At 74.3% G+C, this 25,775-nt stretch carries 24 protein-coding genes; 16 read left to right on the top strand and 8 right to left on the bottom strand.

Features of this window, described 5'->3' with window-relative positions; translation table 11 throughout:
- The first annotated feature begins 33 nt into the window (after positions 1–33).
- The 5 genes from ABT160_RS30225 to ABT160_RS30245 all read left to right on the top strand — a co-directional run bounded on the left by ABT160_RS30225 (position 34) and on the right by ABT160_RS30245 (position 5,541).
- Positions 34–1,203 carry an LLM class flavin-dependent oxidoreductase gene (locus ABT160_RS30225; protein ID WP_351651088.1) on the top strand — a complete coding sequence of 390 codons (1,170 nt, stop codon included), beginning with the start codon at positions 34–36 and terminating at the stop codon, positions 1,201–1,203.
- Complete coding sequence (gene lipP1 / locus ABT160_RS30230; RefSeq protein WP_351651089.1) at positions 1,200–2,201, top strand: LipP1 family hormone-sensitive lipase; 1,002 nt, start codon at positions 1,200–1,202, stop codon at positions 2,199–2,201. Before ABT160_RS30225 ends, lipP1 begins: the two co-directional genes overlap by 4 nt.
- A gap of 81 nt (positions 2,202–2,282) precedes the next feature.
- A complete protein-coding gene (locus ABT160_RS30235) occupies positions 2,283–3,680 on the top strand; it encodes a DUF6421 family protein (protein ID WP_351651090.1) in 1,398 nt (465 codons plus the stop codon).
- Between the two features lie 26 nt (positions 3,681–3,706).
- On the top strand, positions 3,707–4,468 hold the full coding sequence (locus ABT160_RS30240) for an SDR family NAD(P)-dependent oxidoreductase (RefSeq protein WP_351651091.1): 762 nt from the start codon (positions 3,707–3,709) through the stop codon (positions 4,466–4,468).
- The gene (locus ABT160_RS30245) at positions 4,465–5,541 is read left to right on the top strand and encodes a threonine aldolase family protein (RefSeq protein ID WP_351651092.1); all 1,077 of its coding nucleotides are present in this window, start codon (positions 4,465–4,467) and stop codon (positions 5,539–5,541) included. Before ABT160_RS30240 ends, ABT160_RS30245 begins: the two co-directional genes overlap by 4 nt.
- 268 nt (positions 5,542–5,809) lie before the next feature.
- On the opposite strand, the gene ABT160_RS30250 is transcribed toward ABT160_RS30245, so the two are convergent.
- Entirely contained in the window at positions 5,810–6,532 is a 723-nt protein-coding gene (locus ABT160_RS30250; protein ID WP_351651093.1) for a lysophospholipid acyltransferase family protein, read from the bottom strand.
- Between the two features lie 279 nt (positions 6,533–6,811).
- Here ABT160_RS30250 and ABT160_RS30255 point away from each other — a divergent pair, with 279 nt between their 5' ends.
- From ABT160_RS30255 to ABT160_RS30280, 6 genes are all read left to right on the top strand, one after another.
- Positions 6,812–7,144 (top strand): TlpA family protein disulfide reductase, encoded by a 333-nt coding sequence (locus ABT160_RS30255; RefSeq protein ID WP_351651094.1) that lies wholly within the window; start codon positions 6,812–6,814, stop codon positions 7,142–7,144.
- A 323-nt stretch (positions 7,145–7,467) separates the two neighbouring features.
- Positions 7,468–7,974: a flavin reductase family protein gene (locus ABT160_RS30260; protein WP_351651095.1), complete on the top strand. Its 507-nt coding sequence runs from the start codon at positions 7,468–7,470 to the stop codon at positions 7,972–7,974.
- A 200-nt stretch (positions 7,975–8,174) separates the two neighbouring features.
- Positions 8,175–8,960, top strand: a complete 786-nt coding sequence (locus tag ABT160_RS30265; RefSeq protein ID WP_351651096.1) for an electron transfer flavoprotein subunit beta/FixA family protein — start codon at positions 8,175–8,177, stop codon at positions 8,958–8,960.
- 61 nt (positions 8,961–9,021) lie between these two features.
- A complete protein-coding gene (locus ABT160_RS30270; protein ID WP_351651097.1) occupies positions 9,022–9,984 on the top strand; it encodes an electron transfer flavoprotein subunit alpha/FixB family protein in 963 nt (320 codons plus the stop codon).
- Positions 9,985–10,165: 181 nt separating this feature from the next.
- On the top strand, positions 10,166–11,455 hold the full coding sequence (locus ABT160_RS30275; protein ID WP_351651098.1) for a DUF6986 family protein: 1,290 nt from the start codon (positions 10,166–10,168) through the stop codon (positions 11,453–11,455).
- Positions 11,456–11,677: 222 nt separating this feature from the next.
- Complete coding sequence (locus ABT160_RS30280; protein WP_351651132.1) at positions 11,678–13,396, top strand: serine/threonine-protein kinase; 1,719 nt, start codon at positions 11,678–11,680, stop codon at positions 13,394–13,396.
- Positions 13,397–13,447: 51 nt separating this feature from the next.
- On the opposite strand, the gene ABT160_RS30285 is transcribed toward ABT160_RS30280, so the two are convergent.
- Positions 13,448–14,527, bottom strand: coding sequence for a LacI family DNA-binding transcriptional regulator (locus ABT160_RS30285; RefSeq protein WP_502984327.1), 1,080 nt, complete (start codon positions 14,525–14,527; stop codon positions 13,448–13,450).
- Positions 14,528–14,678: 151 nt separating this feature from the next.
- On the opposite strand from ABT160_RS30285, the gene ABT160_RS30290 reads away from it, so the two are divergent.
- Positions 14,679–15,650 carry an ROK family protein gene (locus tag ABT160_RS30290; protein WP_351651133.1) on the top strand — a complete coding sequence of 324 codons (972 nt, stop codon included), beginning with the start codon at positions 14,679–14,681 and terminating at the stop codon, positions 15,648–15,650.
- Between the two features lie 108 nt (positions 15,651–15,758).
- On the opposite strand, the gene ABT160_RS30295 is transcribed toward ABT160_RS30290, so the two are convergent.
- Positions 15,759–15,935, bottom strand: coding sequence for a DUF8839 family protein (locus tag ABT160_RS30295; protein ID WP_351651100.1), 177 nt, complete (start codon positions 15,933–15,935; stop codon positions 15,759–15,761).
- Positions 15,936–16,183: 248 nt separating this feature from the next.
- On the opposite strand from ABT160_RS30295, the gene ABT160_RS30300 reads away from it, so the two are divergent.
- Complete coding sequence (locus ABT160_RS30300; RefSeq protein ID WP_351651101.1) at positions 16,184–17,221, top strand: NUDIX hydrolase; 1,038 nt, start codon at positions 16,184–16,186, stop codon at positions 17,219–17,221.
- A 97-nt stretch (positions 17,222–17,318) separates the two neighbouring features.
- Here ABT160_RS30300 and ABT160_RS30305 read toward each other — a convergent pair whose 3' ends face one another.
- Complete coding sequence (locus ABT160_RS30305) at positions 17,319–18,005, bottom strand: MBL fold metallo-hydrolase (RefSeq protein WP_351651102.1); 687 nt, start codon at positions 18,003–18,005, stop codon at positions 17,319–17,321.
- Between the two features lie 199 nt (positions 18,006–18,204).
- Positions 18,205–19,569 carry a dipeptidase gene (locus ABT160_RS30310; RefSeq protein WP_351651103.1) on the bottom strand — a complete coding sequence of 455 codons (1,365 nt, stop codon included), beginning with the start codon at positions 19,567–19,569 and terminating at the stop codon, positions 18,205–18,207.
- A 196-nt stretch (positions 19,570–19,765) separates the two neighbouring features.
- On the opposite strand from ABT160_RS30310, the gene ABT160_RS30315 reads away from it, so the two are divergent.
- The 3 genes from ABT160_RS30315 (at position 19,766) to ABT160_RS30325 (ending at position 23,235) form a co-directional block, all read left to right on the top strand.
- Positions 19,766–21,004, top strand: a complete 1,239-nt coding sequence (locus tag ABT160_RS30315) for a geranylgeranyl reductase family protein (protein WP_502984328.1) — start codon at positions 19,766–19,768, stop codon at positions 21,002–21,004.
- A gap of 270 nt (positions 21,005–21,274) precedes the next feature.
- Positions 21,275–22,573, top strand: a complete 1,299-nt coding sequence (locus ABT160_RS30320; protein ID WP_351651105.1) for a sensor histidine kinase — start codon at positions 21,275–21,277, stop codon at positions 22,571–22,573.
- Complete coding sequence (locus ABT160_RS30325; RefSeq protein ID WP_351651106.1) at positions 22,570–23,235, top strand: response regulator transcription factor; 666 nt, start codon at positions 22,570–22,572, stop codon at positions 23,233–23,235. The genes ABT160_RS30320 and ABT160_RS30325 overlap by 4 nt, the downstream gene beginning before the upstream one ends.
- A gap of 22 nt (positions 23,236–23,257) precedes the next feature.
- On the opposite strand, the gene ABT160_RS30330 is transcribed toward ABT160_RS30325, so the two are convergent.
- Genes ABT160_RS30330 through ABT160_RS30340 form a run of 3 tightly spaced genes read right to left on the bottom strand, consistent with a single transcriptional unit; the run spans position 23,258 to position 25,667 of the window.
- Entirely contained in the window at positions 23,258–24,010 is a 753-nt protein-coding gene (locus ABT160_RS30330; protein WP_351651107.1) for a maleylpyruvate isomerase family mycothiol-dependent enzyme, read from the bottom strand.
- Positions 23,997–24,380, bottom strand: a complete 384-nt coding sequence (locus ABT160_RS30335) for an SCO4225 family membrane protein (RefSeq protein ID WP_351651108.1) — start codon at positions 24,378–24,380, stop codon at positions 23,997–23,999. Before ABT160_RS30335 ends, ABT160_RS30330 begins: the two co-directional genes overlap by 14 nt.
- 48 nt (positions 24,381–24,428) lie before the next feature.
- Positions 24,429–25,667 (bottom strand): MFS transporter, encoded by a 1,239-nt coding sequence (locus tag ABT160_RS30340; protein ID WP_351651109.1) that lies wholly within the window; start codon positions 25,665–25,667, stop codon positions 24,429–24,431.
- Positions 25,668–25,775 lie beyond the last annotated feature (108 nt).

Here is a 25,775-nt window from a genome sequence, read left to right on the forward strand (position 1 = left end):
GGCAGCGCACGGACGCAACCCCCTGGAGGGCCCGTGGAATTCTCCGTGATCTTCGAAGCGCAACTCGCCGACCCGACCCCCGAGCACGAGCGCCAGGTCATCCACGACTGCGTCGAACAGGCGGTCCTGGCCGAGGAGATGGGCTTCGACCGGATCTGGGCGGTCGAGCACCACGCGCTCAAGTGGTACGCGCACATGAGCGCGCCCGAGGTCTTCCTCAGTTACGTAGCCGCGCGCACCAGCACCATCCGCCTCGGCCACGGCGTCGTCTGCATGCCGTTCCGCTTCAACCACCCCGTCCGGGTGGCCGAGCGCGCCGCCATGCTCGACCTGCTCTCCGGCGGCCGGGTCGACCTCGGGGCCGGTCGCGGCGGCACCGTGCAGGAGACCTCGCTGTGCGGGGTCGACCCGGCGCGGACCACCCAGGAGGTGGAGGAGGCCCTGCGGATCATCGGCCGGGCGTGGCAGGAGGACGAGCTGGAGCACCACGGCGAGCTGCTCGACATCGGCCCGCACCCGATCCTGCCCAGGCCGCGGCAGTGGCCGCACCCGCCGCTGTTCCTGGCGTGCAGCCGTACGGAGACGCTGGTGCGGGCGGCCGAGCTGGGCGTCGGGGCGCTGGTGATGGGGTTCGCCGGGCCCGACGCGGTGGCGGGGATGCGCCGTGCGTACGACGAGGCGCGCGCCGCGCGCGACGGCGGCCGGTTCGTGTCGTCGGTGGTCAACGACCACTTCGCGGTGCTGTGTCCGACGATCGTCTCGGACGACGGGGAGCGGGCGCGCGCGGTGGGGCTGCGCGGGCAGCGGTTCTTCGCGCAGGCCATCGGGCACTGGTACGGCGGCGCGGGCGTCCCGGACGAGGCGGTGGTCGAGGGCGCCGACGAGGCGGCGGAGCTGCGCCGGGCCGCCGAGCAGGTCACGGCCCGGCTGCACGAGCAGCGCATCCCGGTGCGGCCGACGGCGACCGCGACGTTCCACGCCGACCACGCCTACGGGACGGCCGACGACGCCGTCGCGTACGTGGAGCGGCTGCGCGACGCGGGCGCGGACGAGGTGATGTGCCTGGTGCAGATGGGGACGGTGCCGCAGGAGGCGTGCCTGGAGACCCTGCGGCAGTGGGGCGAGACGGTGATCCCGCACTTCCGCGGGGGCGGTCCCGGGGCGCGTACCGCCGCTCGGCACGCGAAGGGGGCCGTGCGATGACCGGGATGCCCGCCGTCCCCGAAGGGCCCGACCGCCTCGACCCCGCCGCCCGCGCCTTCGCCGATCTGCTCGCCGGGGTCTTCCCCGACGTCGGCGGGTCCGTCACCGACGCCGCCGAGGCGCGCCGGGTGCTGGACGCGGCGCCGAGGGACCCGTCGCCGCCGCTGCCGGTGGGCGGGGTCGAGGACCGCACGGTGCCGGGGCCGGAGGGCGCGCCGGAGCTGCCCGTGCGGATCTACCGGCCCGAGGGCCCGGGGCCGTACCCCGTCGTCGTCTTCCTGCACGGCGGCGGCTGGGTGCTGTGCGGCCTGGACAGCCACGACGGGACCTGCCGCGCCCTGTGCCGCGAGGCGCGGGCCGTCGTGGTCTCGGTGGACTACCGGCTGGCCCCCGAGGTCCGCTTCCCGGCGCCCGTGGAGGACGCGTACGCGGCGCTGAGCTGGGCGGACGCGCACCTGGCCGACCTGGAGGGGGCGAGCCTGGTGGTGGCGGGCGACAGCGCGGGCGGCAACCTGGCGGCCGCGGCGGCGCTGCTGGCCCGGGAGCGCGGCGGCCCGGCGATCGCCCTGCAGGCGCTGGTCTACCCGGCCCTGGACGCGGCCCGGGACACCACCTCCTTCCGCGAGAACGCGACCGGCTACTTCCTCACCGCCGCGCACGTGGACTGGTTCTGGGAGCAGTACCTGGGCCCGGACGGCGACGGCGGCCACCCGCTGGCCTCGCCGCTGCGGGCGGACCCGGCGGGGCTGCCCCCGGCGCACGTGGTGACGGCCGGCTGCGATCCGCTGCGCGACGAGGGACAGGTGTACGCGCAGCGGCTGCGGGCAAGCGGAGTCGAGGCGTCCGAGTCGCGCCACCCGGGCCTCTTCCACGGCTTCCTGGCCGTCGCCCCCCATCTGGAGGAGGCGGGCCGCGCCCTGTCCTCGGTGGCAGAAGCGATAGCCGGAACGGTTCCTCACAGGAAGAATTCCGGTGACCATGGGGGGTGCGCAGGATAATTTCCCTTGGTCCCTCTTGTGACGGAGAACCGCACATGGATACGGTGACTTAACGCGAGGTTCTCCCGTGGAGGGTGTGTCATGACGGAAATTCTTGTGCAGGACGTCGTCGGTGGGGGGATAGCCACCGCGGACCGGGTGGTCGACCACCCCGCCTGGACGGAGCTCAAGAGTGCCGTCGAAGAGATCCGTCCCTGGCAGTCCAAGGACGGCGCGATCGACTTCGACGCCGAGGGCGCGCCGTCCCGCGCCCTGGCGGAGGACGCGGTGGAGCGGGTGGCGCGCGCGGTCGAGCGGCTCTCCCCGCTGCTCCCGCACGACGCGTCGTACCACGCCGCGCTCGTCGCCGACCTGCGCAAGTGGGCCGACAGCGCCTTCGACGTGCCGGACTTCCTGGACTCGCTGCTCGCGTTCCACCCGGCCGCGGACCGCGTCGACGGCCTGCAGCACCTGGTCGTCTTCCCGATGTACACGCAGAACGGCAACCCGGACCGCAACCTGGAGGCGGTCGTGCTGCGCATGGTGTGGCCCGAGTGGCTGGCCGACCTGGAGCGCACCCGCTACGACAACCCGCTGTTCTGCGGCATCACCTTCGAGGACTTCACCGCGGGGTACGACACCCACTCGGCCGTCCTCTTCCCCGAGACGATCGCCGTGCGCGAGGCGCCCGAGCGCTTCACCTGGGGCGGCATCTTCTGCGACCGCGAGGCGGCCCGCTTCCGCGCCGTGACCGGCGAGGCGGTGCGCGTGCTCGGCCTGGAACTGCCCGACGACATCCGGGCGATGGTCGAGGACCAGGAGCGCTGCCAGCAGGCGTTCGTGCTGTGGGACATGGTCCACGACCGCACGCACAGCCACGGCGACCTGCCGTTCGACCCCTTCATGATCAAGCAGCGCCAGCCGTTCTGGATGTACGGCCTGGAGGAGCTGCGCTGCGACCTGACCGCCTTCAAGGAGGCCGTCAGGCTGGAGGCGGAGGGCAACGCGCACGGGCGCGACGTGCAGTACGCCGTGCTGTTCGACCGGATGTTCCGCTTCCCGGTCTCCGGCGACCGCAACCGCAACTACGACGGGCTCGGCGGCCAGCTGCTCTTCGCGTACCTGCACAAGCACGACGTGGTGCGCTGGACGGACAACAAGCTGACCATCGACTGGCAGCGCGCCCCCGAGGTCACCAACCAGCTGTGCGGCGAGATCGAGGCGCTGTACCGCGACGGCATCGACCGCCCGAAGCTGGTCCACTGGTTCAAGGCGTACGAACTGGTCTCGGCCTACCTCGCCCCGCACCCCGGCTCCCGCTGGGCCAAGGGCCCCGACGCCCTGGACCTGTCCCAGCAGCCGCGCAAGCTCGTCGACGACGTGCTCGCGGACGAGTTTCCGCTGAGCATGTTCTATGAGGCGCTCTCCAAGAAGCTCAAGGCCGTGATCGCCTCGACCCAGGGGATCACCGCCGAGCGTCACGAGGGAGCGGCCGCGTGAGCTCCGGCACCCAGGAGGCGACGACCATGTCAGAGAACAGTGCGAGCGCGGGCGCCCTGGACGGCGCCGTCATCGCCGTCGCGGGAGCGGCCGGCCCGGCGGGCCGCGCCACCCTGCTGCGGCTGGCCGAGGCGGGCGCCACGGTCGTCGGCTCGGACGCCGACCCGGCGCGGCTGGCCGAGGCCGTCGACGCCGCGCGGTACGCGCACGGCGGGGCGACGGTCACCGGCGACACCGTGGACCTGCTCGACCTGGAGGCCACCCGGGAGTGGGTGCGCAAGACGGAGAAGGAGTTCGGGCGGGTCGACGGGCTGGTGCACCTGGTGGGCGGCTGGCGCGGCAGCTCCTCGTTCGCCGAGACCGACCTGGCCGACTGGGACTTCCTGGAGAAGCTCCTGATCCGTACGGTCCAGCACACCTCGCTGGCCTTCCAGGAGGCGCTCCAGCGCAGCGACCGGGGCCGCTACCTGCTGATCAGCGCGGCCGGTGCGAGCAAGCCCACCGCGGGCAACGCCGCGTACGCCGCGTCCAAGGCGGCGGCCGAGGCGTGGACGCTGGCGCTGGGCGACGCCTTCCGCAAGGCGGGGGGCGAGGACGGCCCCTCGACGGCGGCTGCGATCCTGGTGGTCAAGGCACTGGTGCACGACGCGATGCGCGCCGAGCGCCCGAATGCGAAGTTCGCGGGCTTCACGGACGTGACGGAACTGGCCGACGCCATCGCCGGAGTCTGGGACCGGCCCGCCCGGGAAGTGAACGGACAGCGCCTGTGGCTGACCCCCAAGCCGTGACCCACCAGCCCCACAAGACCGACGCGCGACGCCACCACGACCCCTCGGTGCGCGGGTTCGCCAGCGACAACTACGCGGGCGCGCACCCCGAGGTCATGGCGGCGCTCGCGCTCGCCAACGGCGGCCACCAGGTCTCCTACGGCGACGACGAGTACACCGAGCACCTGCAGCGGGTCATCCACAGCCACTTCGGCTCCTCGGCCGAGGCGTTCCCGGTGTTCAACGGCACCGGCGCCAACGTCACCGCCCTGCAGGCGCTCACCGACCGCTGGGGCGCGGTGGTCTGCGCCGAGTCCGCGCACATCAACGTGGACGAGGGCGGCGCCCCGGAGCGCATGGGCGGCCTGAAGCTGCTGACCGTACCGACCCCGGACGGCAAGCTGACGCCGGAGCTGATCGACCGGCAGGCGTGGGGCTTCGACGACGAGCACCGGGCGATGCCCCAGGTCGTCTCGATCACCCAGAACACCGAACTGGGCACCGTCTACACGGTCGAGGAGGTCCGGGCGATCGTGGAGCACGCCCACGGCCTGGGCATGAAGGTGCACCTCGACGGCGCCCGGATAGCCAACGCGGCCGCCGCGCTCGACGTGCCGATGCGCGCGTTCACCAACGCGGCCGGCGTGGACGTGATCTCGTACGGCGGGACGAAGAACGGCATGCTCTTCGGCGAGGCCGTGGTCGTCCTCAACCCGGACGCGGTGCGCCAGATGCGGCACCTGCGCAAGCTGTCGATGCAGCTGGCGTCGAAGATGCGGTTCGTGTCGGTGCAGCTGGAGGCGCTGCTCGCGAAGGACCTGTGGCTGCGCAACGCCCGGCACTCCAACGCGATGGCGCAGCGCCTGGCCGAGGGCGTGCGCGGAGTGGACGGGGTGGAGATCCTCTACCCGGTGCAGGCGAACGCGGTCTTCGCGCGGCTGCCGCACGAGGTGACGCGACGGCTGCAGAAGCGTTTCCGCTTCTACTTCTGGGACGAGGCGGCCGGGGACGTGCGCTGGATGTGCTCGTACGACACGGCCGAGGAGGACGTGGACGCGTTCGTGCAGGCGCTGAAGGAGGAGATGGGGCGCTGAGCCCCTCTTCCGGCCTCGGGCGGAGCTCCTCTTCGCGCCTGGGCCGAGCCCTTCTTCACGCCTGGGCCGAGCCCCTTCTTCGCGCCTGGACGGGCATGCGGTCTTCCCGCCTGGACAGACCTGCGGCCGGACGGAAATCCATTGATTCCGTCCGGCCGTTTCCGTGCGCCGCCGTGAGTCCCACCGCCGTGAGTCCCGCCGCCGTCAGTCCCGCCGCCGGGCGCGGGCCCGGCGGCGTCGTGCGCACCGTCCGCGGCGCAGGGACGATTCAGCCGGCCTCGCGGACCTGGGCCGCCGTCGGGGCCGTACCGCCCAGGTGGGCCGGGATCCACCAGGTGTCGGTGGCGTCCTTGGGGCGCACCGGGTAGGCGCGCTGCGCGGCCTCCAGGAGCTCCTGGCAGCGCTCGCGCAGCCGGCGGGTGATGGCGCCCGCGTACTGGTCGGCGGGCGCCTCCACGGGCTCGCCCACGCGGATCGTCACCGGGATGTGCTGGCGCTTGAAGTTCTTCGGGCGGCCCTTGGTCCACAGCCGCTGGGTGCCCCACAGCGCCATCGGGACCAGCGGCACGCCCGCCTCCTGGGCCAGCCGCGCGGCGCCCGACTTGAAGCTCTTGAGCGTGAAGGACTGGGAGATCGTGGCCTCGGGGAAGACGCCGACGACCTCGCCGGAGCGCAGCGCGTCCAGGGCGTGCTGGTACGCGGCCTCGCCCTGCTTGCGGTCCACCGGGATGTGCTTCATGCCGCGCATCAGCGGGCCCGACACCTTGTGGCGGAAGACGGAGTCCTTCGCCATGAACCGCACCAGGCGCTTCTGCGGCAGGGCCGCGAGGCCGGTGAAGATGAAGTCCAGGTAGCTGATGTGGTTGCTGACCAGGACCGCGCCGCCGGTGCGCGGAATGTTCTCCGAGCCCTGGGTGTCGATCTTCAGGTCGAGCGCCTTGAACAGCGTCAGGGCGGCGCCGATGACCGGCCGATAGACAAGCTCTGCCATCAGGAGAGCACCCTTCTCTATGAAGCCTGGGGAGGGTTCTCCCGGCGAAGTTACGCGGCCGTAGGTTTCCGGCGTTGGCCAGATCGTGCCCCAAACGGGGCACGCGTGCCAGTCCTGGGCCCGCCCGACGGCGAGATTCTCGTCACGTCACCACCGGGCCCCGGCCGCGTCGCACAGCAGGTCACGGCACTCATGCCCACCCGGGGCGGGGGGAATTCCTCCGCCGCCCCGCGCGCTTGGGGACGGTGGGGGACGACCGGAAGGCAGTGGGAGGCGGAGATGGACGAGGACGTGCCCGGGGGCGGCCGCAGGCTGGGCCCCGAGGAGCTCGGCGCGGAACTGGGGGAGCGGGCCACGCTCGTGCAGTTCTCCAGCGCGTTCTGCCAGCCTTGCCGGGCGACCCGGCGCACGCTGGCGGAGGTCGCGGCGATGGTCGAGGGGGTGGCGCACGTGGAGGTCGACGCGGAGGCCCGGCTGGACCTCGTGCGGGAGCTGGGAGTGGTGAAGACGCCGACCGTGCTGGTGCTGGACCGCGAGGGCCGCGAGGTGCGCAGGGCGGCGGGACAGCCGCGCCGGGTCGATGTGATCGCGGCGCTGGGAGAGGCGGTGTGAAGGGCGGGTGAGAGGCGGTGTGAGAGACGGTGTGAGGCGTCCGGGCCCGGGTGCCCGGCGAGGTGCCGGCGTACGGCATCGCGGCCCTTCTGAGGTGCGCGGATGTACGTCCCGTGGCGGTCTGGTGACGCATCTCCCATATCGTGGAAGTCACTTGACTGGGCGTCCCCTCGATCGTCAGTCTGACTCAATGCCCACTGAACTCCTTCTCTACGGCAGGGTCCACGTCGACCTGGCCCGCAACGCGAGCGCGCGCTGTCCGGGTGTCTGAGCACCCACGGACCGCCCCGCCCTTTTCGCAGAAGGACCAGAAGGACAATTCCATGACGGCTTATCCGGACCTCCGCACTCCTCAGCTGGCCGGCCCCGAGCTGCTGCGCTCCGTCTTCCGGCAGCACGCCGCGGGCGTCGCCGTGATCACCGCGCGTGGTGAGCGGCCCGTCGGCTTCACCGCCACCTCCCTCAACTCCGTCGCCGCCGAGCCCCCGCTGATCTCGTTCGGGGTGGGCACCGGCTCCTCCAGCTGGCCGGTCGTCTCGCAGGCCGAGTACATAGGCGTCCACATACTCGCCGAGGAGCAGGGCGAGCTCGCCGCCACCTTCGCCCGCAGCGGCGCCGACCGCTTCGCCCCGCCCACCCGCTGGCACGAGGGCCCCGAGGGCGTCCCCGTACTGGACGGCGTCCTGGCCTGGCTGGTGTGCCGGGTGGTGGCCCGGGTGCCGGCCGGGGACCACCGGATCGTGCTGGCCCAGGCCGTGTCGGGCGACCCCCGGGGCGAGGGCCGTCCGCTCCTCTACCACCAGGGGCGCTTCAACGCGCTCAGGGACTGAGAGTTCCCCGCGCGGACCGATTACTCAGCGTTGGCAAGGTCACAGTTCAAAGCGCTTGCTTACTGGGAAAGAGCTGGGTGTACTGACGAGTAATATTCCGGTCGGGGCGTCGCTCGCCCCGACCGGAAAGAGCCCCTTCAGGCGCCTATGCTGCGTGCAACAAGGCAGCCCAGTAATGACGATGCAGTAGGAGAGCCGGCGTGAGCTTGAGGATCGTTGTCTGTGTGAAGTACGTGCCCGACGCCACCGGCGACCGGCACTTCGCCGACGACCTGACCGTCGACCGTGACGACGTCGACGGCCTGCTGTCGGAACTGGACGAGTACGCGGTGGAGCAGGCGCTCCAGATCGCCGACGAGGCCGACGACGCCGAGGTCACGGTCCTCACCGTCGGTCCCGAGGACGCCAACGACGCCCTGCGCAAGGCCCTGTCCATGGGCGCCGACAAGGCCGTCCACGTCGAGGACGAGGACCTGCACGGCTCCGACGTCATGGGCACGTCGCTGGTGCTCGCCAAGGCCATCGAGAAGACCGGCTACGACCTGGTCGTCTGCGGCATGGCGTCCACCGACGGCACCATGGGCGTGCTGCCGGCCCTGCTGGCCGAGCGCCTGGGCGTCCCGCAGGTCACCCTGCTCTCCGAGGTCTCCGTCGAGGACGGCACCGTCAAGGGCCGCCGCGACGGCGACACCGCGTCGGAGCAGCTGGAGGCGTCCCTGCCCGCCGTCGTGTCCGTGACGGACCAGTCGGGCGAGGCCCGCTACCCGTCCTTCAAGGGCATCATGGCCGCCAAGAAGAAGCCGGTGGAGTCCCTGGACCTGGGCGACCTGGACCTGGACGCGGACGAGGTCGGCCTGGAGAACGCCTGGACCGCGGTGGACTCCGCGGACAAGCGCCCGGCGCGCACCGCGGGCACGATCGTCAAGGACGAGGGCGAGGGCGGCAAGCAGCTGGCCGAGTTCCTCGCGAGCCAGAAGTTCATCTGAGGCTCGCGCAGAGCCACGCAACGCCCCCCGTCCTTCGCAACAGCAGGAGATACGAAGTCCCATGGCTGAAGTCCTCGTCTACGTCGACCACGTCGACGGAGCCGTCCGCAAGCCCACCCTGGAACTGCTGACCCTGGCCCGCCGCATCGGCGAGCCCGTGGCCGTCGCCCTGGGCGCCGGTGCCGAGGGCACCGCCGCGGTGCTCGCCGAGCACGGCGCGGTCAAGGTGCTCACGTCCGACGCCGCCGAGTTCGCCGACTACCTGGTCGTCCCCAAGGTGGACGCCCTGGAGGCCGCGTACAACGCCGTCTCCCCGGCCGCCGTGCTGGTGCCGTCCTCCGCCGAGGGCAAGGAGATCGCGGCCCGCCTGGCGCTGCGCATCAAGTCCGGCATCATCACCGACGCCATCGACCTGGAGGCCGGTGACGAGGGTCCGGTGGCCACCCAGTCCGTGTTCGCCGCGGCCTTCACCACCAAGTCCCGCGTCTCGCAGGGCACCCCGGTCATCACCGTCAAGCCGAACTCGGCCCCGGTCGAGGCCGCCCCGTCCGCCGGCGCCGTCGAGGCCCTGTCGGTGACCTTCTCCGCGCTCGCCACCGGCACCAAGGTGACCAGCCGCAAGGAGCGCGAGTCCACCGGCCGCCCCGAGCTGACCGAGGCCGCGATCGTGGTCTCCGGCGGCCGCGGCGTCAACGGCGCCGAGAACTTCGCGGTCATCGAGAAGCTCGCCGACTCGCTCGGTGCCGCCGTCGGCGCCTCCCGCGCCGCCGTGGACGCCGGCTGGTACCCGCACTCCAACCAGGTCGGCCAGACCGGCAAGTCGGTCTCCCCGCAGCTGTACATCGCCTCCGGCATCTCCGGCGCGATCCAGCACCGCGCGGGCATGCAGACCTCGAAGACGATCGTGGCGATCAACAAGGACGCCGAGGCCCCGATCTTCGACCTGGTCGACTACGGCGTGGTCGGCGACCTGTTCGACGTCGTGCCGCAGCTGACCGAGGAGGTCCAGTCCCGCAAGGGCTGACCCGCTCGCAGGACCCGCCCGGGGCCGCGTGGTGATCACTCACCGCGCGGCCCCGGCGTCGTACCGGCGACCATCGAGGAGGGCCGGGAAGGCATTGACGCAGGTCATCACCGCCCATTAACTTCGCTATACGGATTACTGATTCCGTGAAGCGGAAAAGCGAGCTGTGGAGGGTGTGGGAATGGGTCAGCAGGAGAAGGTGGCGACGAGCCTGACCGGTGCGGTCAGCGAGGGCATCAGCGCCTCCCTCGCCGCGGTGGACGCGGAACTCGCCCGCCGCTACCCGGGGGACCCCGGCACCCGCCAGCCCGTCCACACGGTGTACGTGCCCGGCGAGGTCTTCGCCGCCGACACCATCCGCTCCTGGGGCGACCAGGCCCTCGCGGCCCTCGACGAGCACGCCCCGGACGCCGCCTCCTTCGCCGCCGCCGTCGGCCTGCGCGAGGACCTCGCCGAGGACGTCTACGCGCGCGTGCGCGCCAAGCTGGAGAGCGAGCCGGTCGAGGACCTGCGCGTCGACTTCGAGGACGGCTACAAGGGCGCCGACGAGGACCACGACGCGGCCCGCGCCGCCCGGCTGATCACCGAGGCGTACGAGAACGGCACGGCGGCCCCGTACATGGGCATCCGCATGAAGTGCATGGAGGCGGCCGTCCGCGACCGCGGCATCCGCACCCTGGACGTCTTCCTCACCGGCCTGATGGAGCACGGCGGCCTGCCCGACGGACTGGTCCTCACCCTGCCCAAGGTCACCTACGCCGAGCAGGTCACCGCCTTCACCCGCCTGGTCGAGGCCTTCGAGAAGGCCCACGGCCTGGACGCCGGCCGCATCGGCTTCGAGATCCAGATCGAGACGAGCCAGTCCATCCTCGGCCCCGACGGCACCGCCACCGTCTCCCGCATGATCGAGGCCGCCGAGGGCCGCGCCACCGGACTGCACTACGGCACCTTCGACTACAGCGCCTGCCTCGGCGTCTCCGCCGCCTACCAGGCCAGCGACCACCCGGCCGCCGACCACGCCAAGGCCGTCATGCAGGTCGCCGCTGCGGGCACCGGCGTGCGCGTCTCCGACGGCTCCACCAACGTCCTGCCCGTCGGCAGCACCGAGAAGGTCCACGAGGCCTGGCGCCTGCACTACGGCCTCACCCGCCGCGCCCTGGCCCGCGCCTACTACCAGGGCTGGGACATGCACCCCCGCCACATCCCCACCCGCTACGCCGCCGTCTTCGCCTTCTACCGCGAGGGCTTCGAGGCCGCCGCCGCCCGTCTTGCCGCCTACGTCAGCCACACCGACGGCGACGTGATGGACGAGCCCGCCACCGCCAAGGCCCTCGCCTCCTACCTGCTCCGCGGCCTGAACTGCGGCGCCCTGGGCGAGGCGGAGGTCGCCGCCCTCACCGGGCTGACCCGCGCCGACCTGGACGGCTTCGCCGCCCCGCGCCGCGGCGACCTGACGGCCACGGCCCTGTAAGCACCCGAAGGCCCTGTCACAGCGGCCCCGTACCCTGTACGCGACCACACGCGCGACGAGGGGAACGGGGCCGCTGTGTCTTCGGGGGACGACAGGCCGGGGCAGGACCACCGGGCAGGACATGAGCACGGCGCCGGACAGGACCACGGGGCGGCGCAGGAGCACCGGTCCGGGCCGGGTGAAGCCGCCGGGCCGCGCGAGGCGGCCGGGCCGGGGGAGCCGATCGCCGGGCGTTACCGGGTCGTCCGGCAGCTCGGCAAGGGCGGCATGGGCGTGGTGCACCGCGCCGTCGACGAGGTCCTGGGCCGCGAGGTGGCCGTGAAGGAGCTCCGTACGTACACCGACTCCTCCGGCCCCGAACTGGCCGACCTGCGGCTGCGGATGCGCCGCGAGGCCCGGGCCGCCGCGCGGGTCCGCCACCCCGGGGTCATCGCCGTCCACGACGTCGCCGACCACCACGGCCGCCCCGTCATCGTCATGGAGCTCGTCGACGGGCCCTCGCTCGACGACGTGCTGCACGAGCGCGGCGTCCTGGAGCCGCTGGAGGCGGCCCGGATCGGCGCGGGGGTCCTGGACGCCCTCGCCGCCGCCCACGCGGCCGGAGTGCTGCACCGGGACGTCAAGCCCGGCAACGTGCTGCTCGACCGGGGCGGCCGGGTCGTCCTCACCGACTTCGGCATCGCCGCCATGGAGGACCCCGGCGACGGCTCGGCCACCCGTCTGACCCGCAGCGGCGAACTCGTCGGCTCGCTCGACTACCTGGCGCCCGAGCGGGCCCAGGGCCACCAGCCCGGACCGGCCTCCGACGTGTGGGCCCTGGGAGCCACCCTGTACGCGGCGGTGGAGGGCGCCTCGCCCTTCCGCCGCACCTCCACCTGGTCCACGCTCAACGCCATCGTCGTGGAGCCGCTGCCCGAGCCCCGCAGGGCCGGGCCGCTCGCCCCCGTACTGCGCCTCCTGATGCACAAGGACCCGGCCCTGCGGCCCGACGCGGCGACGGCGGCGCGGCTGCTCGCGGACGTGGCCGAGGGGCGGGCCGACACCTCCACGGCGCCGCTGGGGCCGCCCGCGCACACCCGCGTACCGACCGTCCGCAACGCCGTGCCGCACCGCCCGGTGGGCTTCGGCCCGGCGTCCGCCCCCGCTCCCGGCGCCTTCGGACCCGCCGTCCCCGAACCCGCCCCCGTTCCCGCCGTGCCCACCTCCGCCGTGCCGCTGCCCGGCGGGGGCGGACCTTCGGGCGAGGGCGGCCGCGGACGCCGGAGCCGTACCCGGGTGGTCGTGGCCGCCGCCGCGGCGGCCGTCGTGCTCGCCGGGGGCGGCGTCACCTACGCCCTCATGGGCGGCGGCGAGACCGCCACCGGGCGGTCCGCGGCGGGCGGCGGCGCGGCGAGCCCGGAGCAGCGGGGCGAGGACGGGCGCGTCCTGGAGCCGGGCGCCAGTGCTCCCGGCCCGTCGGCACCCGCGTCCGCCTCCACGGCCGGCGAGCCCGGCGCCGACGACCCCTCGCCGCGCACCGGCGACCGCGCCACCGCCGGGCCCTCCCCGCGGCCCTCCGCCTCCCGCGCGCCCCGGCCCGGCACCAAGCCCACCCCCCGGCCGACCGGCGGCGCGGGCAGCGGTACCGGCGGCGGGGGAGGACAGGACCCGGCGCCCGCCCCGGCCTGCCACGCCGCCGGCGGCGGGAAGTACGACTGCACGGTCTACCGCTCGGCCAAGACCTACCGGCACGACGGCGGCGAGATGGGCGTCCTGGGCGCGGGCACCAACTACTTCTACTGCCAGGTCGACCTGGGCCGCCGCGAGACGTACGGGAAGTGGACCAACCACTGGTGGGCCCGCACCGACGACGACAGCGGCAACACCAACGTCTACTTCAGCGTGGTCTACATCAAGGGCGGCGACAACGACGCCCCGCTGCCGGGGCTGCCGGTGTGCTGACCGCGCCCCGCCCGGGTGGCGTGGGGATCTTGAAGACGCGGCCTACGGAGATCAGGCCCCCGGGCCCGGCACCTCGCCGGAGCCGCGCGGGATCAGCACCGTGCGCAGCTCGGTGCGCGCGGGCTCGTCCTCGAACCCGTCCAGGCGGCGGAACAGCCGCTCGGCGGCCGTGCGCCCCAGCGCCGCCGCGTCCTGCGCGATGACCGTGATGCCCAGCAGGTCGGCCAGCTCGATGTCGTCGAACCCGACCAGGGCGACGGGGTGTTCGCGCCCGGCCAGCACCCGCACGGCCGTCACGGTCACCCGGTTGTTGCCCGCGAACAGCGCGGTCACCGGCTCGGGCCCGGACAGCATCTCCTCCACTGCCGCGCGCACCCGGTCCGGCGCGGTCGTGCCCAGCGAGACCCAGGAGTCGTCCACCTCCATGCCCGCGTCCTCCATCGCCGCCCGGTAGCCGCGCAGCCGCTCCACCGCCGTGTGGATGCGCGGCTGGTCGCCGACGAAGCCGATCCTGCGGTGGCCGTGCGCGATCAGGTGCGCCACCCCCTGCCGGGCGCCGCCGAAGCTGTCGGAGAGCACCACGTCGGCGTCGATGCGCCCGGCCGGGCGGTCCACGAAGACGGTGGCGACGCCCGCCTTGATCTCCGGCTCCAGGTAGCGGTGGTCGTCGCCCGCCGGGATCACGATCAGTCCGTCGACCCGGCGCGCGCACAGCGCCAGCACCAACTCCTGTTCCCGGTCCGGGTCCTCGGCGCTGGAGCCGTTGATGAGCAGCGCGCCGTGGGCCCGGGCGACCTCCTCGACGGCGCGGTTGAGCGGCCCGTAGAAGGGGTCCGCGAGGTCTTCCAGGACCAGGCCGATGGAGGCGGTGCGCCCCTTGCGCAGCACCCGGGCGCTGTCGTTGCGGCGGAAGCCCAGGGCCTCGATGGCCTCCTGCACGCGCCGCTCGGTCTCGGGGGTGACGCCGGGCTCGCCGTTCACGACGCGCGAGACGGTCTTCAGGCCCACGCCCGCGCGGGAGGCGACGTCCTTCATGGTGGGCCGGTTGCCGTAGCGGTGCTCGGTGCGGCGGGCGATTTCGGCCACGGTGCGCTGTCCTGTCGTCGGGTGGAACGGTGTGGCGTCGAGCATAGGCCCTAGACAACGTTGTCAAGGGAATGGAGACTGTGTTCCGCACGTACGGTGCGGTGCGGTCCTTCACCGGATCCGCCGTGCGGCGCGGCACGTTCGCGCCATACCGTACGGCCTCGACACCGACGTCACCATGGGGGAACCGGAACCGATGCACAACGACCTCGTCGCCGCGCTCGACATCGGCGGCACCAAGATCGCGGGCGCCCTGGTGGACGACGGCGGCCGGATCCTCCTGCGGGCGCAGCGCCCCACCCCCGCGCGCGAGGACGGCGAGACGGTCATGCGGGCCGTGGAGGCCGTCCTCGCCGAGCTGGCCGGCTCCCCGCTGTGGCCGGGCGTCGGCTCCGTCGGCATCGGCAGCGCGGGCCCGGTGGACGCCTCCGCCGGTACGGTCAGCCCGGTCAACGTGCCCGGCTGGCGCGGCTACCCGCTGGTCGAGCGGGTGCGCGCGGCGGTCGGCGGACTGCCCGTGGCACTGGTCGGCGACGGCGTCGCGATGACCGCGGCCGAGCACTGGCAGGGCGCCGCGCGCGGTCACGCCAACGCGCTCTGCATGGTGGTCTCCACGGGTGTCGGCGGCGGCCTGGTCCTCGGCGGCAAGCTGCACACCGGACCCACCGGCAACGCGGGCCACATCGGCCACATCAGCGTGGACCTGGACGGCGACGCCTGCCCGTGCGGCGCGCGCGGCTGCGTCGAACGCATCGCCAGCGGCCCCAACATCGCGCGGCGCGCCCTGGCGGGCGGCTGGACGCCGGGCCCGGACGGCGACGCCTCGGCGGCGGCCGTCGCGGCGTCGGCGCACGCCGGGCACCCGGTGGCCGTGGCGTCGTTCGAGCGGGCGGCGCAGGCCCTCGCGGCGGGGATCGCGGCGACCGCGACGCTGGTGGAGATCGAGATAGCCGTGATCGGCGGGGGCGTCGCGGGGGCGGGCGAGGTGCTCTTCGCGCCGCTGCGCCGGGCGCTCGCGGACTACGCGACGCTCTCCTTCGTACGCGGCCTGGTGGTCGCCCCCGCGCTCACCGGCACCGACGCGGGCCTGCTCGGCGCGGCGGCCGCGGCCCCGAGGCCCGTGGGGTCGAGGAGCGCGGCGGACCGGGCGGCGGCGCTGGGCGGCTGAGGCGCGGCGGGTCCGAACGGCCGCGCGGGCGCCGGGCGCTGGCATCCCGGACACCCGGGGGCCGGGGTGCCGGAGGCCCGGGGCGCGGCGTCGCCCGGGACCGGGTGCTCAGCCGACCGGCTCGGCCGCCCCGGGGGCCACCACGACCAGGAACGCGTCGGTGTCCAGGTCCATCACCACCTCCGCGGCCAGGCCCTCGTCCCTGCGGGCCCGGGCGAACTCCTCGGCGGGCCAGCTGCCGCGCGGTCCCCCCGCGGGAAACCTCTCCAGCACCGTACGGCGCATCGCGCACCCCTCTTCGTCTTCCTCGGTCCGGCTACCGGCTCCAACGACGGTCCTCCCGCCGCGGTCACCGTTGCCCTGACACAAGGGACGCACCGGAGGGGTCCCCGGGTGGTGGCGAACCGGCAACAGCACGGTCACAGTCGCACCCCGCACAGGCTGCCGGGTCCCGAACACGGGTTTCCGTGGCAGGGTGTTCCGGGCAAGCCACAGGGGGCTACGACTGCGGGCCACGGAGATGAGGGGGAACCGTGATCGTCTGGGTCAACGGTACGTTCGGCGCGGGCAAGACCAGCACGGTGCGCGAACTGATCGACCTGATCCCGAACAGCACGCTGTACGACCCCGAGCTGACGGGCTTCGGGCTGCGCAACCTGCTGCCGCACAAACGCCTCGCCGAGGTCGACGACTTCCAGGACCTGCCGATCTGGCGGCGGATGGTCGTCGACACCGCGGCCGCGCTCCTCGCCGAGCTGGGCGGGGTGCTCGTGGTGCCGATGACCCTGCTCAGACAGGAGTACCGCGACGAGGTGTTCGGCGGGCTCGCCTCCCGCCGCATCGCCGTGCACCACATCGTCCTGACACCGGAGGAAACGATCCTGCGGGCACGCATCGCCGCCCGCGAGGAGCCCGACGCGCCCGAGGCCGAACAGCGCGTGCGCCAGTGGTCGTACGACCACGTCGAGCCCTACCTGGCGGCCCTCGGCGGCTGGCTCGGCGCCGACGCCCACCGCGTCGACAACAGCCGCCTCACCCCCCGGGAGACCGCCGAGGCCGTCGTCGCGGCCCTGGACTCCGGGGCCGCGGCGCCGTGTTCGATCGTGCAGACCCCGGAGCCGCGCGGCGAGACGCTGGCCGCGGGGGTGCTGCTCTTCGACGACCGGGACCGGGTGCTGCTCGTCGACCCCACCTACAAGCCCGGCTGGGAGTTCCCCGGCGGTGTCGTCGAACAGGGCGAACCGCCCGCGCGCGCCGGCATCCGGGAGGTCGCCGAGGAGATCGGCATCACCCTGGAGGCGGTCCCCAGGCTGCTCGTCGTCGACTGGGAGCCGCCCCGCCACCCCGGCTACGGCGGGCTGCGGCTGCTCTTCGACGGCGGCCGGATCGCCCCCGACACCGCCCGCGACCTGGTGCTCCCCGGCTCCGAGCTGCGCGGCTGGCGGTTCGCCACCGAGGCGGAGGCCGCCACCATGCTGCCGCCCAACCGCTACGAGCGCCTGCGCTGGGCCCTGCGGGCCCGGGAGCGCGGGACGGTGCTCAACCTGGAGGCGGGGGTGCCGGTGGGGTGAGCGGCGTCCACCACCCGGTCCGGGGACGGCCGGTACGGGGACAGGGGGAGGCCGGGGCGCGCGGGCGGCTGGTTCGGGTCAGGGGTCCGGCCGGGGCTCAGGCCGCCTCGGCCACCTCCCGCAGCGTCTTCGCCGCGTCCACGGTCAGCGGGTCGCCGTGGCCCACGCACACCGTGGCCGGGGCGAGTCCGGCCAGCTTCAGGCCCGACTCCCGCACCTGCTCGCGGTCCACGTGGAAGACGCCGAGCATCACCCCGCCGAGCGTGGAGACCGTGTCCCCGGTGAACAGCACGTCGTGGCGCGGCAGGTGGACGGCGATCGAGCCCGGCGTGTGCCCGGGGACGTGCACCACCCGGGCGCCGTCGCCGAACGGCAGCTCGTCGCCGTCCTCCAGCTCCCGGTCCACCGGGGTGGACGGCATGTCGGGGACGGTCAGCCCGTGCGCGTACAGCGGCTCCTCCCAGTCCAGGAGCACCGGGTCCGGGACCGGGGCCGCGCCGCGCACCAGCGGGGCGTCGAGGCGGTGGGCGAGCACCTCGGCGCCGAACCGCGCGGCCAGCTCACCGGCCGCGCCCACGTGGTCGCGGTGCCCGTGCGTGATGACGATCCGGCGCAGCCCGCCGGGGTCCAGGCCGGCGCCGCGCAGCGCCTGCTCGATCTCGGGGGCCGAGCCGTGCCAGCCGGCGTCGACGAGGGTCAGCTCCGCGCCGTCGCGCCAGAGGTAGGCCTGGCCGATCGGGAAGCGGAGCATGTGCAGTCGCGGTGTCACCTCGATGAAGTCCATGCCGTGAACGTACGGACCGATCACCGCCCGGCGCACGCGACTACGCTCCCGGCGATCTTCGCCCGACGCGCAACGACGGCGGGAACCATTCCGCCCGGACCGTTACGCCCGGATCGTGACGCCCGGTCCGTTCCCACAGGGAGCGGGGCGGGCGGCCCGTCAAGGCCGCCCGCCCCGTCACGTACCGATCGCGCCCGTGTCAACCGCGCTTGGACTGCGCGTAGTTGGAGAGGAACAGCGCCTCCGAGACCGACAGCCGCTCCAGCTCCTGCGGCGACACCGACTCGTTGACCGCGTGGATCTGCGCCTCCGGCTCGCTCAGCCCGATCAGCAGGATCTCCGCCTCCGGGTACAGCGCCGCCAGCGCGTTGGTCAGCGGGATGGAGCCGCCCATGCCCGCCGCCTGCATCTCCTGACCGGGGTACGCGACCGCCATCGCCTCCGCCATCGAGCGGTACGCCGGGCTCTCGACGTCCGCGCGGAACGCGTCGCCCTGCCCCACCTGCTCGAACGACACGCGCGCGTTCCACGGCACGTGCTTCTCCAGGTGGGCGAAGAGCAGCTTCGTCGCCTCGGTCGCGTCCACGCCGGGCGGCATCCGCAGGCTGATCTGCGCCCGGGCGGTCGACGGGATCGACGGCGTCGCGCCCGCCACCGGGTGGCAGTCGATGCCGACCACCGTCACCGCGGGGCGCGCCCACAGCCGGTCGGCGACCGTGCCGTTGCCCGGCAGGCCCACGCCGTCCAGGACCTTGGCGTCCGTCCGGAAGTCCTCCTCCGGGTACTGCAGTCCGTCCCACACCCCGTCCGGCTCCAGGCCCTCGATGACCGTCGAGCCGTCCTCCGCCCGCAGCGAGTCCAGCGCGCGGATCAGCGCGGCCAGCGCGTCCGGGGCGGCGCCGCCGAACATGCCCGAGTGCAGGTTGCCGCGCAGCGTCTCGACCGAGACCCTGATCATCGTCATCCCGCGCAGCGCCGACGTCACCGTGGGCAGGCCGAGCCGGAAGTTGCCGGTGTCGCCGATCACGATCGCGTCGCTGGTCAGCAGCTCCGGGTTGGCCTGCGCGTACCGCTCGAGGCCGCCCGTGCCCTGCTCCTCGGAGCCCTCGACGATCATCTTGACCGTCACCGGCACCCCGCCGTTCGCCTTCAGGGCGCGCAGCGCGAGCAGGTGCATGATGAAGCCGCCCTTGCAGTCGGCTGCCCCGCGCCCGTACCAGCGGCCGTCCCGCTCGGTCAGCTCGAACGGCGGGGACACCCACGCGGCCTCGTCCAGCATCGGCTGCACGTCGTAGTGCGCGTACAGCAGGACCGTCGGGGCGTCCGCGGGCCCCGGCAGCACGCCGTACACCGCCTGCGAACCGTCGGGGGTGTCGAGCACCGCCACGTCCTCGAAGTCCTCCGCCCGCAGCGCGTCCGCGACCCAGGCCGCGGCGGCCTCGCACTCGCTCTTCGGGGCCACGGCCTCGTCCGCCACCGACTGGAAGGCCACCAGCTCCGCGAGCTCCGCCTTGGCGCGGGGCATCAGGGACGCGACGGTCTCGGCGATCGGGTGGGCGGTCATGGGCACGCTCCTCGCGGGTACGACGTTGTGAAGGTGTCGTGGGCTCCCGGCGGGTGTGCCGCCGGCCCGTACGACGTGTGTGTTGTGTGTAGGGCGAATACAGGTGTGATCCTCCCACAAGGGGCGGGGAGCCCTCTCGCCGTAGGATGCGGTCCTGAGCATGGGACCCGGGTCTGATCAGGAGCAGGAACACATCGTGAGCAGCGAGAACGCAGCCGCTGGAGCCGCTGGGGACGAGTCCGCCGACGGCGCGGACGCCCCCGTCTGGGACGTCGTGGTGGTCGGCGCCGGACCGGCGGGAGCCTCCGCGGCGCACGCGGCGGCCAACGAGGGACGGCGGGTGCTGCTCCTCGAGAAGTCCGAGCTGCCCCGCTACAAGACCTGCGGGGGCGGCATCATCGGCCCCTCCCGCGACGCGCTGCCGCCCGGCTTCGAGCTCCCGCTCCAGGACCGCGTGCACGCCGTCACGTTCTCCCTCAACGGCCGCTTCACCCGCACCCGGCGCTCGCGCCGGATGCTGTTCGGGCTGATCAACCGGCCCGAGTTCGACCAGGGCCTGGTCGAGGCGGCGCAGAAGGCGGGCGCCGAGCTGCGCACCGGCGTCACCGTCTCCCGGGTCGAGCAGCACGGCACGGCGGTGCCCGACCGGCGCACCGTCGCGGTCGTGTTGTCCGACGGCGAGACGGTCCTGGCGCGCGCCGTGGTCGGCGCCGACGGCAGCGCCAGCCGGATAGGAGCACACGTCGGGGTCACGATGGACCAGGTCGACCTCGGCCTGGAGGCGGAGATCCCGGTGCCCGCGACGGTCGCCGAGGACTGGCGGGGGCGGGTGCTCATCGACTGGGGCCCGATGCCCGGCAGTTACGGCTGGGTGTTCCCCAAGGGCGACGTCCTCACCGTCGGCGTGATCTCCGCGCGCGGCGAGGGGGCCGCCACCAAGCAGTACCTGGAGGACTTCATCGCCCGGCTCGGTCTCGCCGGGTTCGAGCCGAAGATCTCCTCCGGCCACCTCACCCGCTGCCGCAGCGACGACTCGCCGCTCTCCCGCGGCCGGGTCCTGGTCTGCGGCGACGCGGCGGGCCTGCTCGAACCCTGGACCCGCGAGGGAATCTCCTTCGCGCTGCGCTCCGGCCGTCTGGCGGGGGAGTGGGCGGTGCGGATCGCCGAGTCGCACGACGCGGTCGACGCCCGCCGTCAGGCCCTCAACTACGCGTTCGCCGTCAAGGCCGGGCTCGGTGTGGAGATGGCGGTCGGGCGGCGGATGCTGACGCTGTTCGAGCGCCGCCCCGGGGTGCTGCACGCGGCGATCACCGGGCTGCGGCCCGCGTGGAAGGCGTTCGCCGACATCACGCGCGGCTCGACGACCCTGGCGGGCCTCGTGCGTACGCACGCGATGGCGCGGCGCGCGATGGACCTGCTGGAGCGCAGGGGCTGAGGGGGAGAGGGCCGGTCGTACGGGGCGTGGTGGCGCGGGCCGAGGGCGCGGCAAGGTGGGGAGGACCGGCTCACGGGGTGACCGTGATGCGGAACACCGGTGGTCGAGGAGCGCGAGGCGTTCTTCCGGCACGCGGCGGCCCGGCTCGCGTACGAGGTGGGGCTGACGTAGCGGTGTGGCGGGGCGGGGCCCGCGTACTCCCGGGGGAGTAGGCGCGACCACCCCGCCCGGCGGACGTCGGGCGGGACCCGGCGCGTCTAGCGTGGCGGTATGGACGAGCGGTACATCTCCCCGCCGCGGACCCGCGCCGACGGCACCCCTCTACGCGACGGGACCACGTCACCACGCTCACACGAGGGCCCGCGCTGGGAGCGCTGGGCGGGTGCGGGCGCGCAGGCCCGGCTGCCCTGGCGGTCCACGCTGCTGGTGGCCGTCCTCGTCGTCCTCGGCAGCCACTTGGTCGCGCACCGCCAGCCCGAGCGGGTGCCCCTGGACGCCCTGGCCCGGGTGCTGCTCGTCCTCGGCCCCGCCCTGCTGCTCCTGCGGGGGCGCCGTCCGGTCCCGGTGGTGTTCGCCGTCGCGGCGACGGTCCTGGTCTACCTGGGGGCGGGTTACCCGTACGGGCCGGTGTTCGTACCGGTCGTGGTGGCGGCTTTCGCCGCCGTCGTCGCCGGGCACCGCAGGGCCGCCTGGTGGGCGCTGGGGCTGCTCTGGCTCGGGCACGTGGTGGTGGGCCACTGGCTGTACGCGTGGCTGCCGCCGGCCGGCGACCGCGCGGCGCCCTGGGGGCAGGAACTGGCCGTCGCCGCCTGGGTCATGGCCGTACTGGCGGCCTCCGAGCTGGCCAGGACGCGCCGCGAGCAGGGGCAGCGGGCGCGCGCCGAGCGGGCCGCGGCCGAGCGGCGGCGCGCCGACGAGGAGCGGCTGCGGATCGCCCGGGAGCTGCACGACGTGCTGGCCCACTCGATCTCGGTGATCAACGTCCAGGCGGGGGTGGGCCTGGCGCTCCTGGACTCCGACCCGGAGCAGGCGCGCACGGCGCTGACCACGATCAAGGCCGCCAGCAAGGAGGCGCTGGGCGAGGTGCGCCAGGTCCTGGACACGCTGCGGGCCCCCGGTGAGGCGCCGCGCGCCCCGGCGCCGGGCCTGGACCGGCTGCCGGAGCTGGTGCGGCAGGCGGCGGCGGCCGGGCTGCGCGTGGCGGTGGAGGGTCCGGGGGAGCGGCCTCCGCTGGCGCCGGGCACGGAGCTGGCGGCGTTCCGGATCGTGCAGGAGGCGCTGACGAACGTGGTGCGGCACTCCTCGTCCCGTACCGCCCGGGTGCGCCTGGCGTTCCCGCCCGGGCGCCTGGAGCTGCGGATCGACGACGAGGGGCCCGCGACCGGCTCCGACGCGGGCGGCAGCGGCAACGGCCTGGCCGGGATGCGGGAGCGCGCCGCCGCGCTCGGTGGCACGATCGAGGCGGGACGGCGCCCGGACGGCGGCTTCCGCGTCGAGGCCGCGCTGCCCCTGGAGCCGCCCGAACACCCCCTGGAACCGCCCGCCGACGCCCCGGAGGAGACGCCGTGATCCGCGTCCTGCTCGCCGACGACCAGCTGCTCGTGCGCGCCGGGTTCCGGGCGCTGCTGGACGCGCAGCCCGACATCGAGGTGGTCGGGGAGGCCGCCGACGGGGCCGAAGCGGTGCGCCTGGTGGGGGAGTCGGTGCCGGACGTGGTCCTGATGGACATCCGGATGCCGGTGCTCGACGGCCTCGCGGCGACCCGGGGCATCACCGGGGAGCCGGGGCTCGGTGCGGTGAAGGTGGTGATGCTGACGACGTTCGAGCTGGACGAGTACGTCTTCGAGGCGATCCGCTCGGGCGCCTCGGGCTTCCTCGTGAAGGACACCGAGCCGGACGAACTCCTGCGCGCGGTCAGGGCGGTGGTGGAGGGCGACGCGCTGCTCTCGCCCGGGGTGACCCGGCGGCTGATCGCCGAGTTCGCGGCCCGCTCCAAGGTGCCGGTGGACCCGCCCGCGCTGAGCGGTCTGACCGTGCGCGAGCGGGAGGTGATGGCGCTGGTGGGGATGGGCCTGTCCAACGAGGAGATCGCCCGCCGCCTGGTGGTCAGCCCGCTCACCGCCAAGACCCACGTGAGCCGCGCGATGGTGAAGCTGGGCGCCCGCGACCGGGCCCAACTGGTGGTCCTGGCCTACGAGTCGGGCCTGGTGCGCCCCGGCTGGCTGGACTGAGGAGCCACCCGGGGCGCGTCCGTCAGGACCAGGTGACGGCGGACGTCTCCCGCCAGGTCCGGACGACCTCGGCGTCACCGGCGGGCTTGAGCGCGTCGGCGGGCAGCCGGTTCCACAGGTACAGGTAGAGGTCGTGCGCGGTCCCGCTCAACTCGCAGTCGGCGGTGCCCTCTTCGCCGCGCGCGGTGACGGGCGGCGCGTCGGGCGACAGTCGCGCGGTCCAGGCGTCGCCGGTGTCCGTGGCCCGTACCCGCAGGGTGCGCGGCGCGGCGGTGCGCACCCGGCTGCGCTCGCGGCCGTGGAAGCTGAGCAGGAGCTCGTCGATGCCGTCGGCGGCGAGCGCCGGGGCGACCGGGGTGGCCGCGCCCACGGGGGCGAGGGCCGACTCGGCGTCGACGCGGTGGACCGTCGTCTCGTGGTGCTGGCGGCGGGCCCAGAAGGCGCGCGCGCCGTCCGCGGGCAGGAAGGTCCAGCACTCCAGGTCGTCGGGCGCCTCGGTGAGGGCGGCCACCAGCAGGGCGAGGCCCTCGCGGTAGTGGCGGACCAGGGCGTCCCCGTCGAGGTCGGGGTCCCCGGAGTCGGGGACGTACGAGGCGTGCCGCTCGGCGACGAGGGTCCCGGCCCACCGGTGGACCCTGCTCACGTGCCGCACCAGGTCCCGCGTCCGCCACCCGGGGCAGGTCGGCACGGGGGCGTCGGACCCCGCCCGCTCGGCGGCCAGGGCGAGCAACTCGCCCTCGCGGGCCAGGGACGCGATCAGCTCAGTTGTCTCCATGCGGGGGATTGTGCCAGTGCGGCACGGGTCCCTTCGCACGGGCGTGCGGCGACCGCAGGACGCGCAGGAGGAGGCCGAGGAGCAGTGCGTTGAGCAGGTACGCCACGACGAACGCCGACATGAGCGCGCCGTCGGACATGCCGTGCGGGAACAGGGAGTCGGCGCCGCGGAAGAGCACCGGGCCGACCGGCAGGGCGAGCGCGAGCGAGAGGAACCCCGCCGCGTCGGAACCGCCGTCGCCCATGGCCACGAGGATCGCGAGGAGGGCGACGACGAGGTACGGCGTGGAGAGCGGGTTCCACAGGGCCGTACGGGCCGCGCCGCGCAGCCACCGGAGCACCGGACGGGAGGCGGGGACTGGGGTGATCATGGCGACCAGTGTGTCCGGCGCGGCGGACGTCCGCCTGAGTACGGGTACTCAACCGGGCCGCGGCGCCGTCGCGTTGCGGGCCGCGTAGCCGATCAGGGCCGCGCCCGCGGCGAGGGCCGCGACCGTGGTCAGGGCGACCGGCAGGGAGGACCACTCGGTGACGAACCCGATGGTGGGCGGCCCGAGCAGCATCCCGCCGTAGCCGACCGTGGAGGCGGCGGCCACCCCGCCGGGCCCGGCGAGGGCGCCCGCGCGGTCCACGGCCACCGGGAAGAGGTTGGCCAGGCCCAGGCCGGTGACGGCGAAGCCGAGCAGGGCGAGCCACACGGTGGGGGCGAGGGCGCCGAGCAGCATGCCGAGCGAGGCGGTGGCGCCGCCCGCGACGAGGGTGCGGGTCTGGCCGAGGCGTTCGAGCAGCGCGGTGCCCGAGAGGCGCCCGGCGGTCATGGCGAGCGCGAAGAGCGAGTACCCGGCGGCGGCGACGCCCGGGTGCGCGGACAGGTCCTGCTCCAGGTGCAGCGCGCCCCACTCGGCCATCGCGCCCTCCCCGTACGCCGTGCACAGCGCGATCGCGCCGAAGACGGCCACCAGGCGGCGCGCCCGGCCCTCCAGGCGCGGGGGCCGGGTGCCGGCGGGCGTACGGGACCCCGTGGCGCGCTCCGGGGGCGCGGGCGAGGGGTGGCGCAGCAGTACGGGTCCGGCGGCGGCGGTCAGCAGCAGCCCGGCGCCGGTCAGGCAGAGCAGGTGGGCGGTGGGGGACAGGCCGCCCGCGACGAGTCCGCCGAGCCCGGCGCCGGTCATGCCGCCGAGGCTGAAGGCGGCGTGGAAGGACGGCATCACGGGGCGGCGCAGGGCGGCGACCAGGTCGACGGCGGCGCTGTTCATCGCGACGTTGATCCCGCCGTACGCGGCGCCGAAGACCAGCAGGACCAGGCCGAGGGCGAGCGGGGAGCGGGTGAGCGGCGGCAGGGCGATGCTCAGGGACATCAGGACGGCGGAGACGACGGTGACGGGGTGGCTGCCGTAGCGGTGGCAGAGGCGGCCGGTGAGCGTCATGGTGACGACCGCGCCGGCGGACACGCCGAGCAGGGCGAGGCCGAGGTCGCCGGCGGAGGCGCCGGTCTGCTGCTTGATCGCGGGGATGCGGACGACCCAGCCGGCGAACAGGAAGCCGTCGAGGGCGAAGAAGAGGGTCAGGGCGGTGCGGAGGCGGGACAGGGAAGGTGGGGCGGTGTCTCCGCCCGGGCCCCCCTGAACGGCCGTCCGTAGTTTGTTTAGGTGCGGCACAAACTCAGCATAGGGGCGGCCCGCCACCCGCGACAAGGCGGCCCGCCACCCGCGACGAGCGGGCGCCGCGCGGGCCACCGGCGCCGCGGATCATGGGAGACTCGCCCT

Source organism: Streptomyces sp. NPDC001941, from assembly GCF_040296945.1.
Lineage (GTDB): Bacteria > Actinomycetota > Actinomycetes > Streptomycetales > Streptomycetaceae > Streptomyces.

Excerpts from the sequence above, each read along its gene's own strand:
- ABT160_RS30295 (WP_351651100.1), bottom strand. The coding sequence starts at position 15,935 with ATGCGCCGTACGGTGCTGGAGAGGTTTCCCGCGGGGGGACCGCGCGGC.
- ABT160_RS30250 (WP_351651093.1), bottom strand. The coding sequence starts at position 6,532 with ATGGCAGAGCTTGTCTATCGGCCGGTCATCGGCGCCGCCCTGACGCTG.
- ABT160_RS30255 (WP_351651094.1), top strand. The coding sequence starts at position 6,812 with ATGGACGAGGACGTGCCCGGGGGCGGCCGCAGGCTGGGCCCCGAGGAG.
- ABT160_RS30240 (WP_351651091.1), top strand. The coding sequence starts at position 3,707 with ATGTCAGAGAACAGTGCGAGCGCGGGCGCCCTGGACGGCGCCGTCATC.
- ABT160_RS30290 (WP_351651133.1), top strand. The coding sequence starts at position 14,679 with ATGCACAACGACCTCGTCGCCGCGCTCGACATCGGCGGCACCAAGATC.
- ABT160_RS30270 (WP_351651097.1), top strand. The coding sequence starts at position 9,022 with ATGGCTGAAGTCCTCGTCTACGTCGACCACGTCGACGGAGCCGTCCGC.
- ABT160_RS30335 (WP_351651108.1), bottom strand. The coding sequence starts at position 24,380 with ATGATCACCCCAGTCCCCGCCTCCCGTCCGGTGCTCCGGTGGCTGCGC.
- ABT160_RS30275 (WP_351651098.1), top strand. The coding sequence starts at position 10,166 with ATGGGTCAGCAGGAGAAGGTGGCGACGAGCCTGACCGGTGCGGTCAGC.
- ABT160_RS30310 (WP_351651103.1), bottom strand. The coding sequence starts at position 19,569 with ATGACCGCCCACCCGATCGCCGAGACCGTCGCGTCCCTGATGCCCCGC.
- ABT160_RS30320 (WP_351651105.1), top strand. The coding sequence starts at position 21,275 with ATGGACGAGCGGTACATCTCCCCGCCGCGGACCCGCGCCGACGGCACC.
- ABT160_RS30260 (WP_351651095.1), top strand. The coding sequence starts at position 7,468 with ATGACGGCTTATCCGGACCTCCGCACTCCTCAGCTGGCCGGCCCCGAG.
- ABT160_RS30235 (WP_351651090.1), top strand. The coding sequence starts at position 2,283 with ATGACGGAAATTCTTGTGCAGGACGTCGTCGGTGGGGGGATAGCCACC.
- lipP1 (WP_351651089.1), top strand. The coding sequence starts at position 1,200 with ATGACCGGGATGCCCGCCGTCCCCGAAGGGCCCGACCGCCTCGACCCC.
- ABT160_RS30305 (WP_351651102.1), bottom strand. The coding sequence starts at position 18,005 with ATGGACTTCATCGAGGTGACACCGCGACTGCACATGCTCCGCTTCCCG.
- ABT160_RS30330 (WP_351651107.1), bottom strand. The coding sequence starts at position 24,010 with ATGGAGACAACTGAGCTGATCGCGTCCCTGGCCCGCGAGGGCGAGTTG.
- ABT160_RS30285 (WP_502984327.1), bottom strand. The coding sequence starts at position 14,527 with ATGCTCGACGCCACACCGTTCCACCCGACGACAGGACAGCGCACCGTG.